Annotated in this window: 9 protein-coding genes and 1 pseudogene; 5 read left to right on the top strand and 5 right to left on the bottom strand. The window is 53.6% G+C overall.

Annotation, left to right across the window (positions count from 1 at the left end; all coding sequences use genetic code 11):
* Positions 1-65 precede the first annotated feature (65 nt).
* From ACLH0J_RS18985 to ACLH0J_RS18965, 5 genes and pseudogenes are all read left to right on the top strand, one after another.
* Entirely contained in the window at positions 66-3,884 is a 3,819-nt protein-coding gene (locus ACLH0J_RS18985) for an NACHT domain-containing protein (protein WP_411388551.1), read from the top strand.
* On the top strand, positions 3,871-6,168 hold the full coding sequence (locus ACLH0J_RS18980) for an AAA family ATPase (protein ID WP_411388550.1): 2,298 nt from the start codon (positions 3,871-3,873) through the stop codon (positions 6,166-6,168). The genes ACLH0J_RS18985 and ACLH0J_RS18980 overlap by 14 nt, the downstream gene beginning before the upstream one ends.
* Before the next feature lie 2 nt (positions 6,169-6,170).
* On the top strand, positions 6,171-7,112 hold the full coding sequence (locus ACLH0J_RS18975; RefSeq protein WP_122711523.1) for an HNH endonuclease: 942 nt from the start codon (positions 6,171-6,173) through the stop codon (positions 7,110-7,112).
* Between the two features lie 230 nt (positions 7,113-7,342).
* Complete coding sequence (locus ACLH0J_RS18970; RefSeq protein WP_122711522.1) at positions 7,343-8,212, top strand: hypothetical protein; 870 nt, start codon at positions 7,343-7,345, stop codon at positions 8,210-8,212.
* A 387-nt stretch (positions 8,213-8,599) separates the two neighbouring features.
* Positions 8,600-8,961: pseudogene (locus ACLH0J_RS18965) on the top strand (IS3 family transposase); the annotation flags it as partial.
* 86 nt (positions 8,962-9,047) lie between these two features.
* Here the strand turns inward: ACLH0J_RS18965 and ACLH0J_RS18960 are convergent.
* The 5 genes from ACLH0J_RS18960 to ACLH0J_RS18940 form a co-directional block, all read right to left on the bottom strand.
* Positions 9,048-11,213 carry a hypothetical protein gene (locus tag ACLH0J_RS18960; protein ID WP_122711521.1) on the bottom strand — a complete coding sequence of 722 codons (2,166 nt, stop codon included), beginning with the start codon at positions 11,211-11,213 and terminating at the stop codon, positions 9,048-9,050.
* On the bottom strand, positions 11,210-12,394 hold the full coding sequence (locus ACLH0J_RS18955; protein WP_159957525.1) for a hypothetical protein: 1,185 nt from the start codon (positions 12,392-12,394) through the stop codon (positions 11,210-11,212). Before ACLH0J_RS18955 ends, ACLH0J_RS18960 begins: the two co-directional genes overlap by 4 nt.
* Before the next feature lie 683 nt (positions 12,395-13,077).
* Positions 13,078-14,076 (bottom strand): hypothetical protein, encoded by a 999-nt coding sequence (locus ACLH0J_RS18950; RefSeq protein ID WP_411388549.1) that lies wholly within the window; start codon positions 14,074-14,076, stop codon positions 13,078-13,080.
* Between the two features lie 3 nt (positions 14,077-14,079).
* On the bottom strand, positions 14,080-16,044 hold the full coding sequence (locus tag ACLH0J_RS18945) for a hypothetical protein (protein WP_122711518.1): 1,965 nt from the start codon (positions 16,042-16,044) through the stop codon (positions 14,080-14,082).
* 1 nt (position 16,045) lies between these two features.
* Positions 16,046-18,286: a sugar kinase gene (locus ACLH0J_RS18940; RefSeq protein ID WP_411388548.1), complete on the bottom strand. Its 2,241-nt coding sequence runs from the start codon at positions 18,284-18,286 to the stop codon at positions 16,046-16,048.
* Between the last annotated feature and the right edge of the window lie 135 nt (positions 18,287-18,421).

The raw sequence follows: 18,421 nt of genomic DNA, 5'->3' as shown, positions 1-18,421 counted from the left end.
AGCAGTCTTAGCCCGCTTGCCGATCCCAATCAGCTGATTACCCAATTTTTTTGCAAGGACGCCAAATGTCTCCAGTACCGCTAACCCGGCATTTCCGTCTGATTCCAGAAGCCTATCAGAAAGAAGATCTACCTTTAGGCGAACTGTGGCTGGGATCTTCACACGGTGAAAATCAGACGTGGAAGACGCTCTTTACGGAGTACCGGGTGGTCATCCTCGCCGAGGCTGGAGCAGGTAAAACCTACGAGCTACAGTGGGCCGCAAACCTACTGCGAAACCAAGGCCAGGCGGCATTTTTCATCCGAATCGAAGACATAAGCGACCGCTTCGAGACAGCTTTCGAGATAGGCAGCGCAGAAGCATTCTCGGCCTGGCTATCAGGTACGGATGAAGCCTGGTTCTTTCTGGACTCCGTGGATGAGCTTCGCCTAACAGAAGCGAGAGCCTTTGAGCAGGCATTGCGATATTTCGCTGATCAGGTGGGGCCAGCCAGCCAACGCGCCCATGTGTATGTCTCAAGCCGGCCCTATGCCTGGCGGCCGCAACGTGACCGTGCCCTTTTGGAGGAGTTACTCCCCTTTGCGCCGCAGTCGACGTCGCTCGAAACTGATGGCATCGATGATCCCGCAGAAGACACCGAAGTTGCGGCTGAGCACTACACTACCCAAACAGCCGATGCCCCCCTATCCGCCCTGCGCCTTTATCAGTTAACCCCGCTGAGCATTAACGACATTAAGATTTTTGCCCAGCATAGTGGCGTCTCGGACGCGACTGTGTTTCTCGAAGAGCTGGAGCGCGGTCACCTGCTCACACTCGCGGGGCTTCCTTTTGATTTACGCGATTTGATCGGCACATGGAACGCTGAACATGCTCTTGCGAACAGGCTAACGATCCTGCAACAGAGTATCGCCCGACAGCTTGATCAAGCCGCCCGGGATTTGCCGACTCTCACTCGGTCTCGCCTCGAAGAGGGTGCCGAACTCTTGGCCATCGGGGTTGTATTGACAGGCATTTCGAGCCTGCGGGTACAAGAAACTGGCTCCGAGGCAGCTATCAGACCGGACACCTTACTCCAGGTATGGTCCTACGCTGAGCTCAATACCCTTTTGACATGCGGAATTTTTGGCGAGCCCGTCTATGGCGAGGTTCGGTTCCGCCATCGAGAAATAAGGGAATTGCTGGCAGCGCGCTGGATTAGCAAACATCTGGGAGTCGAGGCGAATCGCAGCGAAATTGAGTCATGGATATTTCGTCGGCAGTATGAGCAGACGGTACTGAGTGTACGCATGCGTCCCCTGCTGCCTTGGTTGATTCTGCTCGACGAGAGCATTCGAAACAGGGTCACCCGTGACTACCCTGATGTTGTGCTTGAAGGAGGGGATGCTGCAGTACTGCCTTTTGCAGCTCGAGCAGAGACATTGACGCGAGTGATTGAACAGATCACTGATGAAAATTCAGCGATTCGGGGACTGGACAATGACGCCATCATACGAATCGCAGGCCTAGATCTTGAAGCCCTGACCCTCGAGCTGATTGGCAAGCACGCGAAGCATGACGACGCGATTTTCATCCTGGGTCGTTTAGCCTGGCAGGGCAAGATGCTCCGATGCGTGGAGCCGCTGGCGAACATCGCTGTCGAGTCCGGCCGCGGCCTGTATGCTCGGATCGTGTCGGTGAGAGCGGTTGCAGCACTGAGTGATACTCAACGCTTCCTTCAGCTGTGGCAAGACATCTTGGCATGCAAAGTATCGGTTCCGCGAGGCGTCTTCTCGGAACTGGTTTCGTATGCACCCAGCAAACAGGAGTCGAGCGAGCTCATCCTGCAGACCCTTACTCGATCAGGAAAGCATGACGGATATGACGCAAGCGGACTCACTTCCAGCTTGGCCGATTTCGTTAAACGGCTGACCTTGAGCGGTAAGTCAAACGCAATTGAGCTACTCCATGGGTTTGCCGAGGGCTTGCTTGGACTTCTGAAAAAGACGCCGCATATAGAACGGGGTGACTGCGCTGTTTCGAAAGAGTATCAGTGGCTGATGCCCACCGCCTTGCTCTGCGTCGAACACTTAATTGCTGTGCGCGCTCCGGCCGCTTTGTCCTCGACATCATTGGCCCTCCTCTCGGCGGTACCTGCCCTTCTCCACTGGCACGGAGCCGAGCTTCAAGAAGCGCGGAAGACGTTCGACATGCTAGTACCCCAATGGACCGAATTGAATGACGCGTTGTTTTGGTGGACTGTCGCCGAATGCCGGAAACAGACGAAGAGGTCTGGCCAACCGCTCAGGGATGATTGGCCGGTGACCTGGCCAGGGCATTTCTGGTCGTTCGATGAAGCCAGTTTTCCCAGAACATTGGCGTGGGTAAATCAGCGAGCTCAGGAAGATGACCGTTACGTAGCCCTTGCCCGCGCTTTTCGGACCTATAGGGAAAATAGCCAGCCGAAGTGCTGGTTGGATCAGTTGCTTGTCGCTACGCACGACCATACTGGGCTAAAGGCCACCCTTCAGGCGTGGTTCAACCCTCCACCAGACCCGGCAACCTTGAACCTCCAAGCACGAGAGCGTAAGCACCAGCAGCTCTACGCACGGCGTAAAAAAAAGCGGAGTAAGGACTGGGACGCCTTCATCGCTCGAGTGAAGGATAACCCGCAGATTGTACGTCACCCACCGGGTCTCAAAGCGAACGAATTGAGCCAAATCCAGTATCACTTGATGGAACATATCCGAGCAGGCACTGGCATATATAAGCGATCTGAGGGAGCTAACTGGAGTGCACTGATCCCGGAGTTCGGCGACGAGGTAGCCGGGGCTTACCGCGATGCAGCGATTGCGTTCTGGCGTGCTTACCAACCAGATACTCGTTCAGAAGGCGCCGCGCCGAATAGCATCCCCGTGGCGGTGATGTTTGGCCTGGCCGGCCTTGAAATTGAATTTGAAAGCGAGAGCGCCATTGCTCACTTGACTAACGCGGAAGCGGAAGCTGCACTGCGATACGCACTTTGGGAGATCAATGGTTTTCCGCAATGGTTTGAACCGTTATGCCGGCTGTATCCCCTTGCGGTGACGAACGTCTTGCACCCGGAAATTCAATGGGAGCTGCAGAGTAGCCTGCCCGAGCAAAACTCCTACTATGTGTTACACAACTTGGTGTACTACGCTTCAGGGATGCATGGTGCTTTAGCTCCGACAATCTATGAGTGGATATCGAAGCATCAGGTCGTGAACCATGACTGCTTGAACTACTGCCGACTGATCATGACCGCCGGGGACATATCAGCTACGCAGATAGCAGGATTGGCGGCAGCTAAGGTTAGCGACCCTTCTACCCCCCCTCAACTACTGCCGGTCTGGCACGCCGTCCGAGTGCACGCCGACCCCTATCTGGCGTTACCACCTCTTAAGCATTTATTCCGCTCGCTTTCCGCGACAAAGGCTGAGCGCTTCGGCGAAGTCTTCAGTGTAGCGCTGCTGGGCGGAAGACGTGAGACGGTCAAAGGTAACGGCAGATTCCAGACACCGAGTATCCTGAAGGAGTTGTATTTGCTGGTGCATCGCGTGGTCCGCGCCAGAGATGACCTCAATCGGGCTAACACCGGTGTGTACTCCCCAACGCTGCGTGATGATGCACAGGATGCCAGGGAGCGCCTGTTCGGCCTGCTTAGCGAATTACCTAAAGAGGCAACTTACCGAACCATTCTCGAGCTTGCCGTTGCGCACCCTGATCCCCGTTTTCGTGCTTATATGCGCGCATCTGCTCTGCAGCGCGCTACGGTAGATGGGGATCTAGTATTGTGGAGTGAAGATGAGGTCGCCAATGTTGCGCATCGTCTGACAGTGATTAACGCCGTCGACACTTCGCCGGAGACCCCCCGTGCAGTACTTTGAGCGGCCAAGCCAGCCTCCCGCGATTCTGAAGTCAACGCTAACTCAAGCATCGCGCAAATCGATGCTGGAATACTGGCTGATAGAGCCCGGACGACGATCGCAAACCAGTGTCCCCATCATTAACGTCAATGAAGACGAACACCTCCTGCGTGAAGCGTTGGCAAACCTGAATAGGCAGCGATGCGCGTTTTGTGAGGCCAGCGATCGGCTAGAAGTGCATCGCTTCCGGCCCGCAGGTAATGCCTTGCCCATGTCTCGGTCCAGTGACGCCCACCTTTTCTACCTCTGGCTAGCGGATGCCTGGCAAAACCTTTTCCCCATCTGCCCCGGCTGTGTACCGATTGAGCCCCAATTTGCAGTGCGAGGACGTCGTTGCCCGCTACCGGCCCGTGAACAGGTTGAGGCCTATGTGAACAGCGGAGATGGTCTCTGGCAGTTTGACATGCCTAGCGAAAAAGCCATGCTCCTCGATCCCACGGAAGTACGCCAGTTCGCCGGCCACCTCATTCCGGCTTTGGATGGTGGTTTACTGCCCGGCTCGACACGGGGTGCGTACACCATTGCCCATTTCGACCTGAATCGGGGGGAACGACGTCACCAGCGCTATATCACCTACCAGCAGCGCCTGGAGGAGCTTCGCAGCTGCACCACACCCTCAGACCTGTCCAGGATCGATCGACTAGTAGACTTTGCAACTCTTGAGTTTGGCGGGACGTGGTACCTGCTGCTCCGACGGCTACTCAACCATCTTCCTGTCAATGGAATCGTGCGTAACCCGACGCCCAAGCAGGTTGGCCCCGCGCTTCATCGATGGGCGAAAGCCACGGACGCGGCGGCGCTCTTGGCGCAAGCACACCATATGCTGCAACGCGAAGATGCAAGGCTGCACGCAAGCGACATACAGGCGATGGCGCCAGAGCCGGTCGTCGAATCGATCACCGCCATCCACATCCGCAATTTCAAAGCAATCGAGCAGCTTGATCTTAAGCTCAAGGAGGCACCGGCGCGGTCGCTCGCGCGCAGTGAGCCTCTGGCCCCTGCCTTAGTGATTCTGGGAGAAAATGCCACCGGTAAGAGCTCCATACTTGAAGCTGTCGCCCTGACGCTGGTCCCTGCAGCAGTTCGGAACGCACTCAACATATCGTTGGCTGAGTTAGTCATGGATCCTGCCCAGCTCGGCGTGGAAGGAGGTGATCAGGCAACTCGTGCACAGATTCGTATCGAGCTATCCAATCAACACTGGGTTGAGCTGACCATCGACCAGCAAGCCCACAGCCACTCCAGCAACTTAGATAACCAGCAAGTCCCTGTGTTTGCCTATGGCGCGTTTCGTAGATTCACCCGAGCCAGCCAGCGAACAAGCCCGCATGCCCATGTCCGCAATCTGTTCGACGGCAACGTGCTGTCAAATCCTGAGCCTTGGCTAAGTAAGCTTAGACAAGATCGATTCGACATGGTGATTCGTACCCTACGCGAAGTGCTCGCAATAGATGGCGATTTCGATGTAATCCAACGCGCTCAGGAGAGCAATATCCTGTACATGGTGACGGCCATCAGCGAACCGGACGGCGCGCTCCGCTTCAATCGTACCCCGCTGCACGCTGTGTCTTCCGGGTATCGCTCTATGCTGGCAATGATCTGTGACATCCTCAAAGGGCTCATGAACGCAACTATTTACCCCGGTTTCGAGAGCTTTCAATCGGCCCGAGGGGTAGTACTGATCGACGAAATCGAGGCGCACCTGCACCCACGCTGGAAGGTCCAAGTCATGTCTCGTTTACGTGCAGCCCTGCCAAGCATGACATTTATCGTCACCACCCATGATCCGTTGTGCCTGCGGGGTATGGAGCAAGGAGAAGTGGTGGTACTGCAGCGCATCGCTAGCGCTGACAGCCAGGCGCAGCGTCAGATGCCGATTACCATTGAAAGCATGGCCGACCTGCCCCCGGTGGCCGATCTGAGGCTTGAGCAACTGCTCACCTCTGACTTCTTCCAGATGCTATCTACCGATGATGCGCATGCTGACCGTCGCTTAGCGAGAATCGCCGATCTGATGGCTGCACACGCTAATGGTGAGTTGAGCGCGGAGGATGAGCGAGTGTTGCAGGACTTTAATGAAGATATCACTAACGCCCTTCCAATTGGCTCGAGCGAAGTCCATCAAATTGTCCAACTGGCTGTGGGGGAATACCTGGCAAAACGCCGTGCCGCCAGTAGCCAGCGATTGCGTAATTTGCGACGGGCAGCCAAGGATCAAATTCTGTCTGCCCTAGAGAGGCTTTGAATATGCGTCGTGTTGACCGATTTTCAGTGCCTCCCCCCTCCTCGCTGTTAGCGGGTGGCGCTGGACCTCTGGAGTTAGATGATGTCCGCAGCCACCGCGCCACTGCGCCGGTCCCAGGCACAAAAAAGAAGGAATTTAAGTACAAGGCTTACAAAGGCGCCGATGTGCGACAGGCCTTGGAGAAACTGTTCCACGGCAAGTGTGCCTACTGCGAGACCTACTATGCGGCCTCTGCCCCAGTAGATATCGAGCATTACCGGCCCAAAGGTGCGGTGGCGGATGATGTCGCGCATGGTGGTTATTGGTGGATTGCCATGCAGTGGGAAAATCTGCTGCCGTCGTGCATTGACTGCAACCGCAAACGGGGTCAGGTTCTGGCTGATGCATCGAATAGCCTTGTAGTGCTGGCGGGCACGGCTGCGACAAGGATCCGACAAGCAGGCAAGAAAGATAGCTTCCCGCTCGCGGACACGGGCGTGCGCGCCACGGCAGAGACCACCAACTTTTCCAGAGAATTGCCGCTACTCATCAATCCTTGCGAAGATGATCCTGCCACGTATTTAGCGCATAGCGTCGATCCACAGCTGCCCACGGGTTTGATCGTGGCCGTAGGCAATGCGCAACAGCAAGCGCGCGCCAATTCTTCTATTTACGTATATGGGCTGAACCGCCTGAAGCTGTTCCAAGATCGCAACCGCGTGTTACGGAAATTACAATTCCTCGGTGATCTGGTCACTGAACTGGCTGAGTCGATCGCCGCACTGGAGGAGCCCGCCATACAGCGCATATTGGATGGTACGCCTGCGGCAGGTGTCACCACACGTCTTCGCCTTCTCCAAGATCGCTTGCTCACCGAATTGAAGGCTGCCACCGCGCCGGAAGCTCCTTATGCGTCAATGTCCAGCGCCTGGCTTGCACAGTTCACGGAAGAGCTACTCTTATAAAACTTTAAAAATCCGCTGTCAACTACCGAGCCGAATATTAGTGTCACTTCTAGTTTATCTACAACCAACTAGCGAGCGATCTTTCCACTGTTGCTCGGCAGCAGGTTTAACCACCGAGGTTAGTTTCAGGCAGAAGCAATAATGGTTCTTCAAGTGTTCCCGAGGCGAGCCACGCACGCCCCTCAACTATCAACATTTGTGCGGATTTCCAAGAGCGAGTAATCGGTATCATGCAGGACTGGATTCAACGCAAATACAACGAAATATCCGCGTCTAACCTCTTTTATATTTTTTCCATGACGACCTTCTTACTCGGAATGGTAATGTCACACTGGCTCGGCGCCCTTGCGATGGATATTGCTGTAATAATTGGATCAGTCGGAGTTGTAGGAGGTTTCATTTCGTGGTGTATGCCAGCGGTTCAATGGATCAGCGCTGTATGGGAAAGTACGCTGGGGAAAACCGCCGTGGCCCTTCTTCATTTTGTAGTCCTTCTGATCGCCACGGTGATGGCTCGGTCGCTTGTTTCCGAGTCGTTAGGTTTACCGCCACAAAGCTTTGACGTAACAGTCGGTTTTCTCATCGTCGCCTTTTACATCCCGGCACTGATGGCCGTTGCGTCCATAGCGCTCCTTTTCTTTGCGCTCGTGATGGTCATAGTCGGATTTATCCAGACGATGACACTTAATTCGATACAGATGCTCGCCCCCGTATTGGAAGTGGTGGGCCTAAAAAAGAAAATCCCCAGACCCACAGCAACTGCAATGCTCCATTCGTTTGGTTCGCTGATGATGGCGGTTGTGCTGGTGAGCGGCAGTTCATATATGACGGGCCAACATGGTTCATGGGTGCATACAGCAGTAAAAGTGATGGCAGTTCTAAGCGATTTTCAACAGGCAGTTAATTACCCCGGAGGAGAAAACGATGTGCGAGTTCATCCTTTAGAGAACGGATTGGTAGCCTTTGCCAAGGTTGAAGATGACCGTAGCATTTCTATTCACATTAGAAAGCAGGGAGACGAAATCGGCTCGCATCAGATCGGCACCTCGATTCCTTCCATCAAACAGATGATTAGCCCTTTGATTGAAAGCCTACGTTGAGCAACGTCTTGGTGATGGAGAACAGTACGTCCCGAAAGTCCGGATACAAACAGAAGGCGCTCTCCATTACAGTCGGGACAAAACCTCTAGTTTGCTGCCCAGCTCCAAACTGCCGGAAATTCTGAATCATGAGCGCTGACAAATATATCCGTGTTTTCCTGTCGCAAAAGGTTTTGGCACGATACGCGCACTCAGTGGTACGGGGGAATAGTAGTGGAAACGGTGTTCCTTTCGTTCGTGTGTCTGACTGGTGTTCGATGTGCTGAGTGTGACGGGCCAAGAGGGTAGGAACGCTGCTGCGGAATGCCCTAATATTTCCATACGCGCCACCGTGCATTCACATAGGTGTTTCTTTCTTGAATTGGACATAAAGGCTTCCAGCCAACTATTGATGCACTGCTGATGGCAGTATGGAGGCGTAAGCCGACACGGGAGGTAGTGGTTCACTCTGATCAGGGCAGCCAGTACAGCAGCTTTGATTAGCGCAGCTTGTTAAAGGCCAACAGCCTGGTCGGTAGCATGAGCTGTCGAGGTAGCTGCCACGACAACGCCGTAGCTGAGATTTTTTCCAGATGCTAAAGCGGGAACGAATCAAGAGAAAAATCTACATCACTCGGCAAGATGCTCAAGGGGATGTATTCGATTACATCGAGATGTTTTACAACCCAAAACGACGTCATGGTTTCAACGATCAGGTGTCACCGGTAGAGTTTGAAAAGCGTAACACCGCGAGCTTGAAGAGTGTCTAGAAAATCAGGGGCGATTCACCACGCGAGGTTCATCAGTTGCATAAAGCATCTTAAGCCCTGTATCAGCCGGGCTTGAGATACTAAAATCAATCCTTACAAGGCAGCTGTTTTGACAACTGATTCAAAAGCAGTCCCATGTCGTCACTCACTTCAAGCAATTTAGCTCTTGAAAGCAACTCTCTTAAGTGTTCGGTATTGATACGGAGGTGACCAAGACACATAGCCATCAGGAACTCAAGCGCCCCCTCACCTTGCGCCTCAGCTGATCCTTCAATTACCGAAATCAGAAAGTCCATCATCTTCAGACTAAAATCATCACTAACTGAGTAGTTCAACTCTGATGCCGTAGCCGCCCTGAGAAGACATGCTTGAATTACTCCATCATTGTATCTATCGAAGCACGCCGGGCTTATAACTGTTGAATGATAGATGCTAGCCAAACCTGCGCCATTAGGCTTTATCCTCATATCATGCAAAATCGCTTGAATCGTCCAATATACATCAGCCTGAGTAGATGTCGTATGATCTATTTCCAAGCCTGACCAGAAGGCAAACGTATCCCTCAACTTAAGAACTTCACCTGAAGGCGAAGGCAAGAATAGATCATCTGAGTCAAATTCATTCTGCTCGAATTTCCCAAGGCGCACTTTAAGAGCGTCGGATAATTCAACTGGATCTTCGGATAAATCATCGCTAATTTCCCTCAGAAAATCACACTCCGCGTCCCACGACGTTCTCGTACTTCCGATGACACGAGGCATATGACATTCGCTCAGTACGATCAGAGTACGCCCGCCTAACTCCAAGTCCTTACGGAGTTGCTCGTATGCATCCTTGCTAGGAATTTTTGAGAATCCAACCAAATAAAGTATAGAGGATTGATCACTGATACAGCGCAGCTTCCTGGAAGCGTCGAGCAATTTTCTACCAGATGTGATTGCCCCAGCAATTACTACCACTGATGAAGAACCTTTAAGCAGATCCTCGTCAACTTCAGACATGCTCTGCCAGACAACTCCAGGTTCACCAATAATCTTCTTGACCTCTTCCATCAAAGAAATTGAGCCAGGATCATCAAGCGCAATTATCTTTTCAGCATCTCTAGAGATATACTTTTTAACTGATCGATGGAGCTTTTCCGAAAACCCCTTGGGCATTCCTTTCAAGTAATTCTCAACATCGATAAAAAAGTGCTCCCTTGATTCAGCACCCAGGTCGGAAGCCACACGCCATTGCAAAAGGTTTTTTGCAGCGAACTCCTCAAAGAACTTCCGTCGATCAGCTGTAAAATCTGTCTTCTTGATTACTACTTGACCATGACTAGGAGTCTCGGGCAAAAATTGATCGCCCGCGATCTTGATGACTTTACTTCCCTTCAAGCAATCAGAACAGTCTTCAGGAGCAAAAGATTTTATGCTTTCAGAGACCAAGCAAGCCACATCAAAAATACCGTATTGAGCGGGCTTCAACTTACTATAGAAAAGTGTGACAACCTGCTCCGCGGTGAAATTATTTTTCTTAAGAATCTCTGCAGCAAGCCCGCCGCTTGTGGTTGCAGAGATAATCACCAAACTGCTTGCTGCCTCCACAAAGTCGAAGCTTTTCTTAAGCGCAGTGTAAGATTCAAAACTCTCAATTAATGGCAACCGTTCGCTGTAGCGACCGGACATCAAAGCAGCAACACTCACCAAGTAAGAAATCGACGACGTATCAACATAGATCCGATCAGGAGCCTCAGAAAAGTAAGGAAGTAAAGATATAGCAAGGAATGCTACCTCTTCACCAGCCACTAACAAATTCGAAGCTCGTATGAATCCGCTGCAGTGATCACCTGAAGGTTTCGAGAAATGGAAGCTTGACGAGGATGTGATAAGCCCTTGTCTGCGCTCGAAAATATCAAGCATACCCTGACAGATCATCGCGTCGCGAAGGCCCTTTTCGATTTTTAAATCGTTTTTGGCACGTGTTATTACTCCACAACTGTCGTATAACAGAGGAACAAGTCGTTCATCTACATCCCCTACGAATGATTCAAATTCCTCTTTAAATGAATCATTACTGAAGAGACTTACAAAATCATCTCTATGGCCGGTCGGCCCTATCAAATAAACACGATCCGGAAGCAAATTATTTTCGACATCTGCTTTTATTGACTTAACGATCTCATCTGAAGACACAGTCGTATTACAGCAAATCACGAGAGCAGGCCTTACGGACTCATGTTGGAAACGAAACGCAAAGCCGGCACTCATTGCTTAGGCTCCAGAGGAATTAAGAATGTTATTGCTACACCAGAAACCCAACCTAATTGGGTGAGGGATTCATTGGCAGGAAGCCCGGTAACCCAATCGGAAAAGTCACACGAATCGCCTGGAGCATAAGGTTGAGCAATAAAATTCCTATATAGAGAGAGACGCCCACTCCTAACTTTCATGAAACCGTTGAGTTTAGTTAAGCGATCCATGACGACGGGAAGGCCAAGACCCTTGTTATCCTTACCGGATGAAGTCTGACGCGCGCTGAAACATTTCTTGATGATCGAATACTCGTAACCGAGATCATCCTCAGGGGCCGACTCGTTCTTGTCAGCACACCAGCGCTCAAAAAACCCAAGCCCAGAATCAATAATGCTTATTTCGATGAATCTGGTTTTTTCAACCTCATCTACTCGATGCGTTTGCAAATAGGTTGAAAGTCCGCGTTCTCGCTGGGTGCGTTTTTCAAGTGCTTTATCAAAAAGACTTATTCCATTGCTATAAATTACACGTTGCCCAGGCCTCAGCCATACGTCCCGACTATGACCTCTTGAGCCATGCTCATGCGTATTCAAAAACAGCTCGAAAAATATACGACCAAGATGCTGCATGTCATCACTTGATAACTTTTGCGCAGCACCAAGAACACCAATGGATTTCTCCACCATTGATTTTATTATATTTTCTATCTGAGAAATCTGCCTGGGAATAGCTCCCCCTTCGGAAGATTGTGTGTAAAAGTTCTTATCGAAACCTTTCGAGCTGTGGTCGACAAAAGAAAACCAACATAGTGCACCTCTTTGCTGGCCATGTTTGTTTCCTGCTTGACTCTCAATAGCACCCCTCGCAGCAATATTCACATCCTTGCGGATGTCTGCCCCTGTACTCGAGAGCACTATCTTCTTCGCCAGCATCGCCGCATTAAACTTGTGCGGGCGATTCACTACTTCATCCTTATATTCTTGAGCTTCTTCGGAATTCCCTCCGAGAACTATTTCTCGGGAACTAGACAACCGCCCCCACGTATTAATCGCTTGAATTGCAGCGGCCACCCCACCAAACAGGGCATTGTTAAACTCAGAGGGAAGATAGAGCGCCTCACTTGGGCTGGCTTCCTCCAAGCCATTTACAAATGCCTCACAACTATCAATTGTAAGATCCGTAGGAAAATTTATCACCGTCTAATCCTTACATTTATTGGGTGGCCTTTCGTACAAATTACATATACAACGCATCATAAAATGTAAAACTTACCGCCTAAAGTGTTTAATAACTTAGGCTAGCTCCTGTTAGCCTCATCGGGCTGCGAAGGAATACTAAAATACACCATTCAAGCTAGTAGAAACCAAGCAGACAGCGAAGAAATGTTGATCCTCTAAACGTCGTGGGGGGATCGAGGAGGCTCACCAGATGGCGGGTCAAACAAATTCAACACCTTAGCTGTCTCTAGCCCTCGCTGTCTTACCCAATCAAACTTAGATAGCCGCATAGCCACGTACCATCATGCTCAGTCGGTTCAGGAGATCTCTACTACCAAAGGCAGTAGCTCATCACAGTACAGCCATACAGAGACACGCTCTCAGCGCCTCCGAAGCTGCCAGATTGAATCGCCCCGGATTTTCTAGACACCTTGCTAGCTCATTATCAGTGGTCATATGCGACTTCATTGACCAGTCAACGACCTGACGAGAAAACAGATCCAGCACCACAGTCAGATAGAGGGTCATTCAGGCGCAAACCGAAGCCGCTTCGCGGCAAGGCTTAATTCAGGTGTTAGCAAGTGCTTTTGGCCGCGAGCAGCCCTCCGCGGAGCGCTACTTCGGGTCCAAAGGGTCGCTTTTTGCTATTGCTGCCTGCTAAATCAGAGCAAATTCCGCCAGATGTCATACCCCACATACAGCAGCATCGATCCGAAAAACACACCCGTGATGACTATCAGTCTTTTCACAGGACGCTGGCTGGATGAGAGCTGCGCAGCTAGGCCCGCATTCTGCTGGTTCAGCAGCGCGACCAGTGCGGTTTGCTCGCCCGTGGCCGCTGCCGAGAGCTGTTGCACAAAGCGTTGGTTTTCAGCCGACACGGCCTCGACCTGCGTCGACAGCTGGGTGAATAAACCTGCCACGTCCGTGCCCAGGGTAGTGACTTGCGCCGCCAAGGCCGAGTTTATCCTCTTGCTGAATTCCCGGTTCAACGCAATTTCTTTCAAGACTTTTTCCACCACCTCGGCGTGCTCGATCTTGGTTGCTTGGTCTTCACACCGGAGGGCTTCCAGCCCTGCCAGGAGGATTTCCTGCGAAGCTTGCTGCTGCTGGGCGATGCGAACGCCAAGGCCAACGATCGCTGCCTCGAAATCAGTGACACTTGAGCTATGCGATGACGACAACTGGCGCGACACTTCAGCGGCCGAGCTTTCGATGTGCGGACGCAGCGCTTCGATCGACCGCGCCAGCTCCCCCTGCTGCCGGGTCGCCCCAGCGAGCACTTCGAGCAGCACGGCCTCAGTCGAGCGCACGCTAGATGTGTGGACGGCCGTAGATTGCTCGAGCAAGGCCTCAACTGCACGAGCGTCACTTGCGCTCTGGTCGGTGATGTGTTTCTGAAGCTTGGTGAGCAACGAAGGGACGTCTTCTTCGCGAATTTTGCGCAACGCCTGCAGCAACGACTTCGTGGCTTTTTCCCCATCGTCCGCGGAGGCGCCCAAGGTGTCGTTGATCTCGGTGATAGAATCTCGTGTGTCCGCAAGGTCTCCACTCAGTGCCTTGATCGAGGTTTCGAGTGGGCTGAGCGGCTCCTTCAGGATCTTAACCATCAACTCGGCAAGGGTCTTTTCTTTGTTTTGAATCTCTGTAGCTGTACTCATTTTTCAGGCCCGGCCATCTTGGCTTAGTCTCATCAGTTCTACCCGCTGGTTGCTCAACTGCGTACAGGCCAGCAGTTGCAGTAACGCGTCACAATCATCTTGCTCATTCATCGCCAAGCTCATCCGCTGGCTGAGTTCGGCAAGGTATTCCTCGTCGAGCAAGTCAACGAAGCGTTTGCACCGATCGAGGTCTTGTTGCGAGGTTTGGGCAATGCGCTTCAACTCGCCGTGCTTGAGGGCGATCTCGTGCTCGACTCGCTCGCGCTGCTTGATCAGAAGCATCTGCTCGTGCCGCTGCAGTTCGAGGCTGGCTTCGAGCGCCTTCATGTCACGTTTGAACTCTTGGTCAAGCGCGGTCAATGCCCCGAGCCAATGTCTTTTCCACAAGCGGACCAATTCGTGCCGGGCTTCGCTGCCTGCGCTGTGAACCTTCCTCAAGTCTTTTTGATAGTTTGGTGGAAATAGATAGGTATCGAAGGTGTAGTCCGCGAGTGTGTAGCGAATGGAACTGAACGCGTCGTCGATAATATCCTCGATCACCCGCAAGCCAGGCTCATTCACGAGCCTGCGCACGCCTTCCCAATACGCGCACGACTTCGACAATCGGGGATTGCCCTTGACCTCCAGGCGCATCCCCTTGAGTAGCCTGTAATAGTCATTAACCAACGTCCTGAGCGTCTGGCAGTCAGACTTGATCGCACCCTCCTTGGGAGGATAGCTACCGGAGACAATGAACACTGGGCTCGAGGCAGCGTGCTCGATCAACTCCATGCCATCTACCAATGTATTGGTATGCAAGTCTTGTAATGCCGTCCCCAACTTATCCTGCGCTTTCTTGATCGCTGCGGTCCAGATGGCGATCTCGCTCAAAAGCGTGGTGTTTTTGCTTTCCAGCCGCTCAATGGTCAGCTGAACCGCCTCGGTCTTCTTCTTCTGGATATACCCGACGCCCAAGTGACTATCGAGCGTACTACGCAGGCGGCCAACCGGACTTGTGGACTGCGAGATCTGATCCAGCAACTCGCTGCGCAGTCCGGCAATCAACGGAGCGATCCGGGCATGCAGTTCCGGCTCACTATTTTGCATGCTCATCCAACTGGTGCCGAACTCCAGTGGAAAATACAGGTGCTCATCCTGGGCCTGGTCGCTCAGACGACCAAAAAGCTCGATCTGCTGGATGAGACGGCGCCGAGACTTCGAAGCATCGAACTTCGCATCCTTGCGAGCAGCGTCTTTGATCGACTGTGCGAAGTACGAATAGGTTGTGACAATGCGAAAACGGTGCGGCATGGCCTGCCAGTCTTCGATTCCAGGCAGCGTCAGCGCCTCAGGCCGCAGGAAGCCTAGATCATCGCCCCGGCCAACCAGCAACACCAGGTCAGCGAAGGGCAGATAAGTCTTCGCCATATGGTTCACATGTGCCTGCTCTGCAGCGTTGGCAGGGTTGTCGCCTGGTAGGTCCAGAATACGGATGCTCGGCCCCTCGGCGGCCCGGCTGGCAAAGAATGACGATGGGATATGCACCACACAGGGCGAATCGGCAACCAGTCGCCCGGCCTCCATGTCTTCCCTGAGCCGGCCAAGCGCCCGGGTAACGTCGGCTTCAGCCTCAAACCAGCGCGTTTTCGAGCGCAGAGTCAGTCCCCAGCGGCCGTTGGCTGAGCGGCAATACTCCATGGCGGTGGCCGTCGCCGACTTGCCCACCTCGCGCCCGCCACGCATGATCTGCGAGATCCTCCCCAACTGGGCCGGGTCGATGCCCATCAGGTCGAGCAGCAGCGTGGTCTTGCCGACCTGGGTCTTGCCGAATATGACCACGTAGGGCTCGGCCACTTCCTCCTTGAGCTGCAGCTTTTCCTGGACGTCCTTGCTCAACGTCTTGATCAACCGCGCATAGGCACGAAACGCCCAGTCCGACTGATGTGCCTGCAGAGCGTGCCAATGGTCCATGACGGCTTGCTTGGCCATGTCAGACACCACGGTCAGAGATGAACAGTTGCAAGCCAGAAGCCGACGAGTCCAACTCGTAGCGCAAGTCACTGGTGATCGAGGTGACATCGGCGATGGCTTTGGCAAGCCGGTCCTTGCGCATCAGCAGTTCGTCCATGCGGTAGCGGGCACGCAGCCTCGTGCAGACGCGCGCGCGCGCCACGGCCATGGTCTCATCGAAGGACGTGCGAAGATTTTCAACATGGTGGTCATGGACGGTGCCGAGCATGACCCTCGCCTGGGCGCTTGCTGCTTTCTCGATGCTGCGAATCCGTGTTACCGCCACGCCTGTCAGATACGCAGCCGCGACGACTGCGGTGGCCGCCACTGCAGCAGGGTGCAGCGTGAGCGGCATCGGAAGCTTGGTCTCCGATCCTGAATCGCCTGCATCAGCCGCATCCCCCGCATCCCCCGCATCCGCGCCAGCCGTCTTGCCGAAGAGCGCGCCCAGTATGTCGGAGTCTCCATCGCTGACCACGTCTACCGCCAACACGGTGGCGAGCGAACGAATAGCAGTCTTGCCAAGCTCGACGCCTGTCCTGAGGTTCTCGACACTCGCTGAGACGGCATTGGCGCCAGACGTGCTGTCGATGGGTACGAAGTCCTGCTTGACGCCAACGACCTCAGGCACAGCGAAGAGAAGCCGGGTGTATTCTAGCGACATCGCAGGGATCAGTTCGGCACTGGCACCCACCTGTTTGCTGACATCCTGATTACCCTGCCAGTCCTCCCGGTGGCCATTGCCCAGAAGGATGCTGATATCACTGAGCGCTTCAGGGGTTAGCTTCTCGAAACGAACGGGTTGACCCGATGCGTGCACAAAGCCCATCTCGATCAGTTTATGGGATTTCGCCTGTGGCAACCGCGCGGGAGAGCCCTCCCCCGATTTCTCTACGGGCACTCGCTCAAGTTTGCTCGCCGTTAACGACGATACGCCTTGCGAGTACTTGTGAAAAAACGCCGGCGCCGCTTCTCGCCAAGATCCCTGGACCAGATCCTGCATCTTCATTCTGGTCTGGCTGGTGGTATCGAAGGCATTCGACAACCAGTTGCCGAAGCCCTCGTGATCGGCAATGAGCCGAGCACTCATTGAATCGGACGCTTTGGAAAAGGCCTCCCCAGCCAGCTCGCTCACAAGCTGATGATGCTGGCTCCGAAGCTCCGCTGCTGCCTCATCGAACCTGCCCAAAACCTCTTCCAGCACTTCAACGCCATCAATCCCGCTCGCCTTGTCGCTGGTGAAATACAGCCGCGCCTTGCTGCGGATCGCATTCAACACCCGTGTCAAATCTTTGCCCACGATTTCAGAGAGATGACTCATCTGGAAGTGTCGATCCGATTCCCCGGTGAAGTTGAGGTCGTCTATGGCGCGACGCAGGTGGGGCATCCACTGTTCAATGTACTCGGCGTCGTCGGTGCCGCTCAGAATGATATTTCTTTCGGCCAACTCGGGCGCCACCTGGAACGTCGCCTGGGCGCTTGAGCGCAGATCGGCCTGCCGCTTGGGATCGTTGCGATGGGCCTCGGTCTTGGAGATCACGATGTACGGCTTACAGCCCTTGAGCTCGTTCTCCAGCATATCCCGGACGATCTCGAGTTGCTGCTGGTTGGCCATGCGCGTCTCGTCGGTCACGATGATGCAGCCACCTGCCGCGATCATCGCCTGGCGCATCAGTTCTTGCCAAGCGCGGTTTTCGCGCTCCTGCTTCTCGTACCCCGGAAGCAGCAACCACGCCTGGTTATTGCGCTTGAAGTAGCGGCGAGGCACTTTCAGGACCGGCAGCAGATCCTCGGCATTGGGATCGCAGATGGCGCGCTGGAACTCCGGAACGTCCACCTCGAAGTCATCCAGCCTGTAGCCCTGCGACGCCGCGTCCGGAACCAGCCTGCGAACGTATCCCTGCGCACGCTCGAGGCTCTCTATCTCAAGGATGAGTACCGGCATTTTCTCGCCACGGCCCTCATTGCTCTGCAGCCACCTCGGCCCATCACCGCGCAGGTCATAGATGCTCGCCATCAGCGTCGTCTTGCCCGCACCCTGAGAGCCGCCCATCACAACGATCCAGGTATTTCCCAGTACCTCGGCGAGTAGCAGGCGGCGCATCACCTCAAGCAGTTTCTCGTCGACTTCCTCGTTACCAAGGTCGGTGCAGGCACCGCGTAGACGACGCAGTGCCTTGTTCAGATCGGTCAGCAGGAGCGCAGGTGATTCCATCGCCATTGTTTCTTCCTCGGTTCATCTTTCAAGTTAGACGCCATACCCTTGCGGCGGACATATGTCTGCCGCAAGGGTATCGGCAGACTCGCGAGAAGCTTGATTGGCAGAAGCTCCGAATCATAAAGGTGTGAGCTTGTA

Source organism: Pseudomonas sp. MPB23 (assembly GCF_046605395.1).
In the GTDB taxonomy this organism is placed as follows: Bacteria; Pseudomonadota; Gammaproteobacteria; order Pseudomonadales; family Pseudomonadaceae; genus Aquipseudomonas.
This window is presented reverse-complemented; position numbering and strand designations above follow the sequence as displayed.

Coding starts and splice junctions, on each gene's coding strand:
- ACLH0J_RS18985 (WP_411388551.1), top strand. CDS start 66: ATGTCTCCAGTACCGCTAACCCGGCATTTCCGTCTGATTCCAGAAGCC.
- ACLH0J_RS18975 (WP_122711523.1), top strand. CDS start 6,171: ATGCGTCGTGTTGACCGATTTTCAGTGCCTCCCCCCTCCTCGCTGTTA.
- ACLH0J_RS18970 (WP_122711522.1), top strand. CDS start 7,343: ATGCAGGACTGGATTCAACGCAAATACAACGAAATATCCGCGTCTAAC.
- ACLH0J_RS18960 (WP_122711521.1), bottom strand. CDS start 11,213: ATGAGTGCCGGCTTTGCGTTTCGTTTCCAACATGAGTCCGTAAGGCCT.
- ACLH0J_RS18950 (WP_411388549.1), bottom strand. CDS start 14,076: ATGAGTACAGCTACAGAGATTCAAAACAAAGAAAAGACCCTTGCCGAG.
- ACLH0J_RS18945 (WP_122711518.1), bottom strand. CDS start 16,044: ATGGCCAAGCAAGCCGTCATGGACCATTGGCACGCTCTGCAGGCACAT.
- ACLH0J_RS18940 (WP_411388548.1), bottom strand. CDS start 18,286: ATGGCGATGGAATCACCTGCGCTCCTGCTGACCGATCTGAACAAGGCA.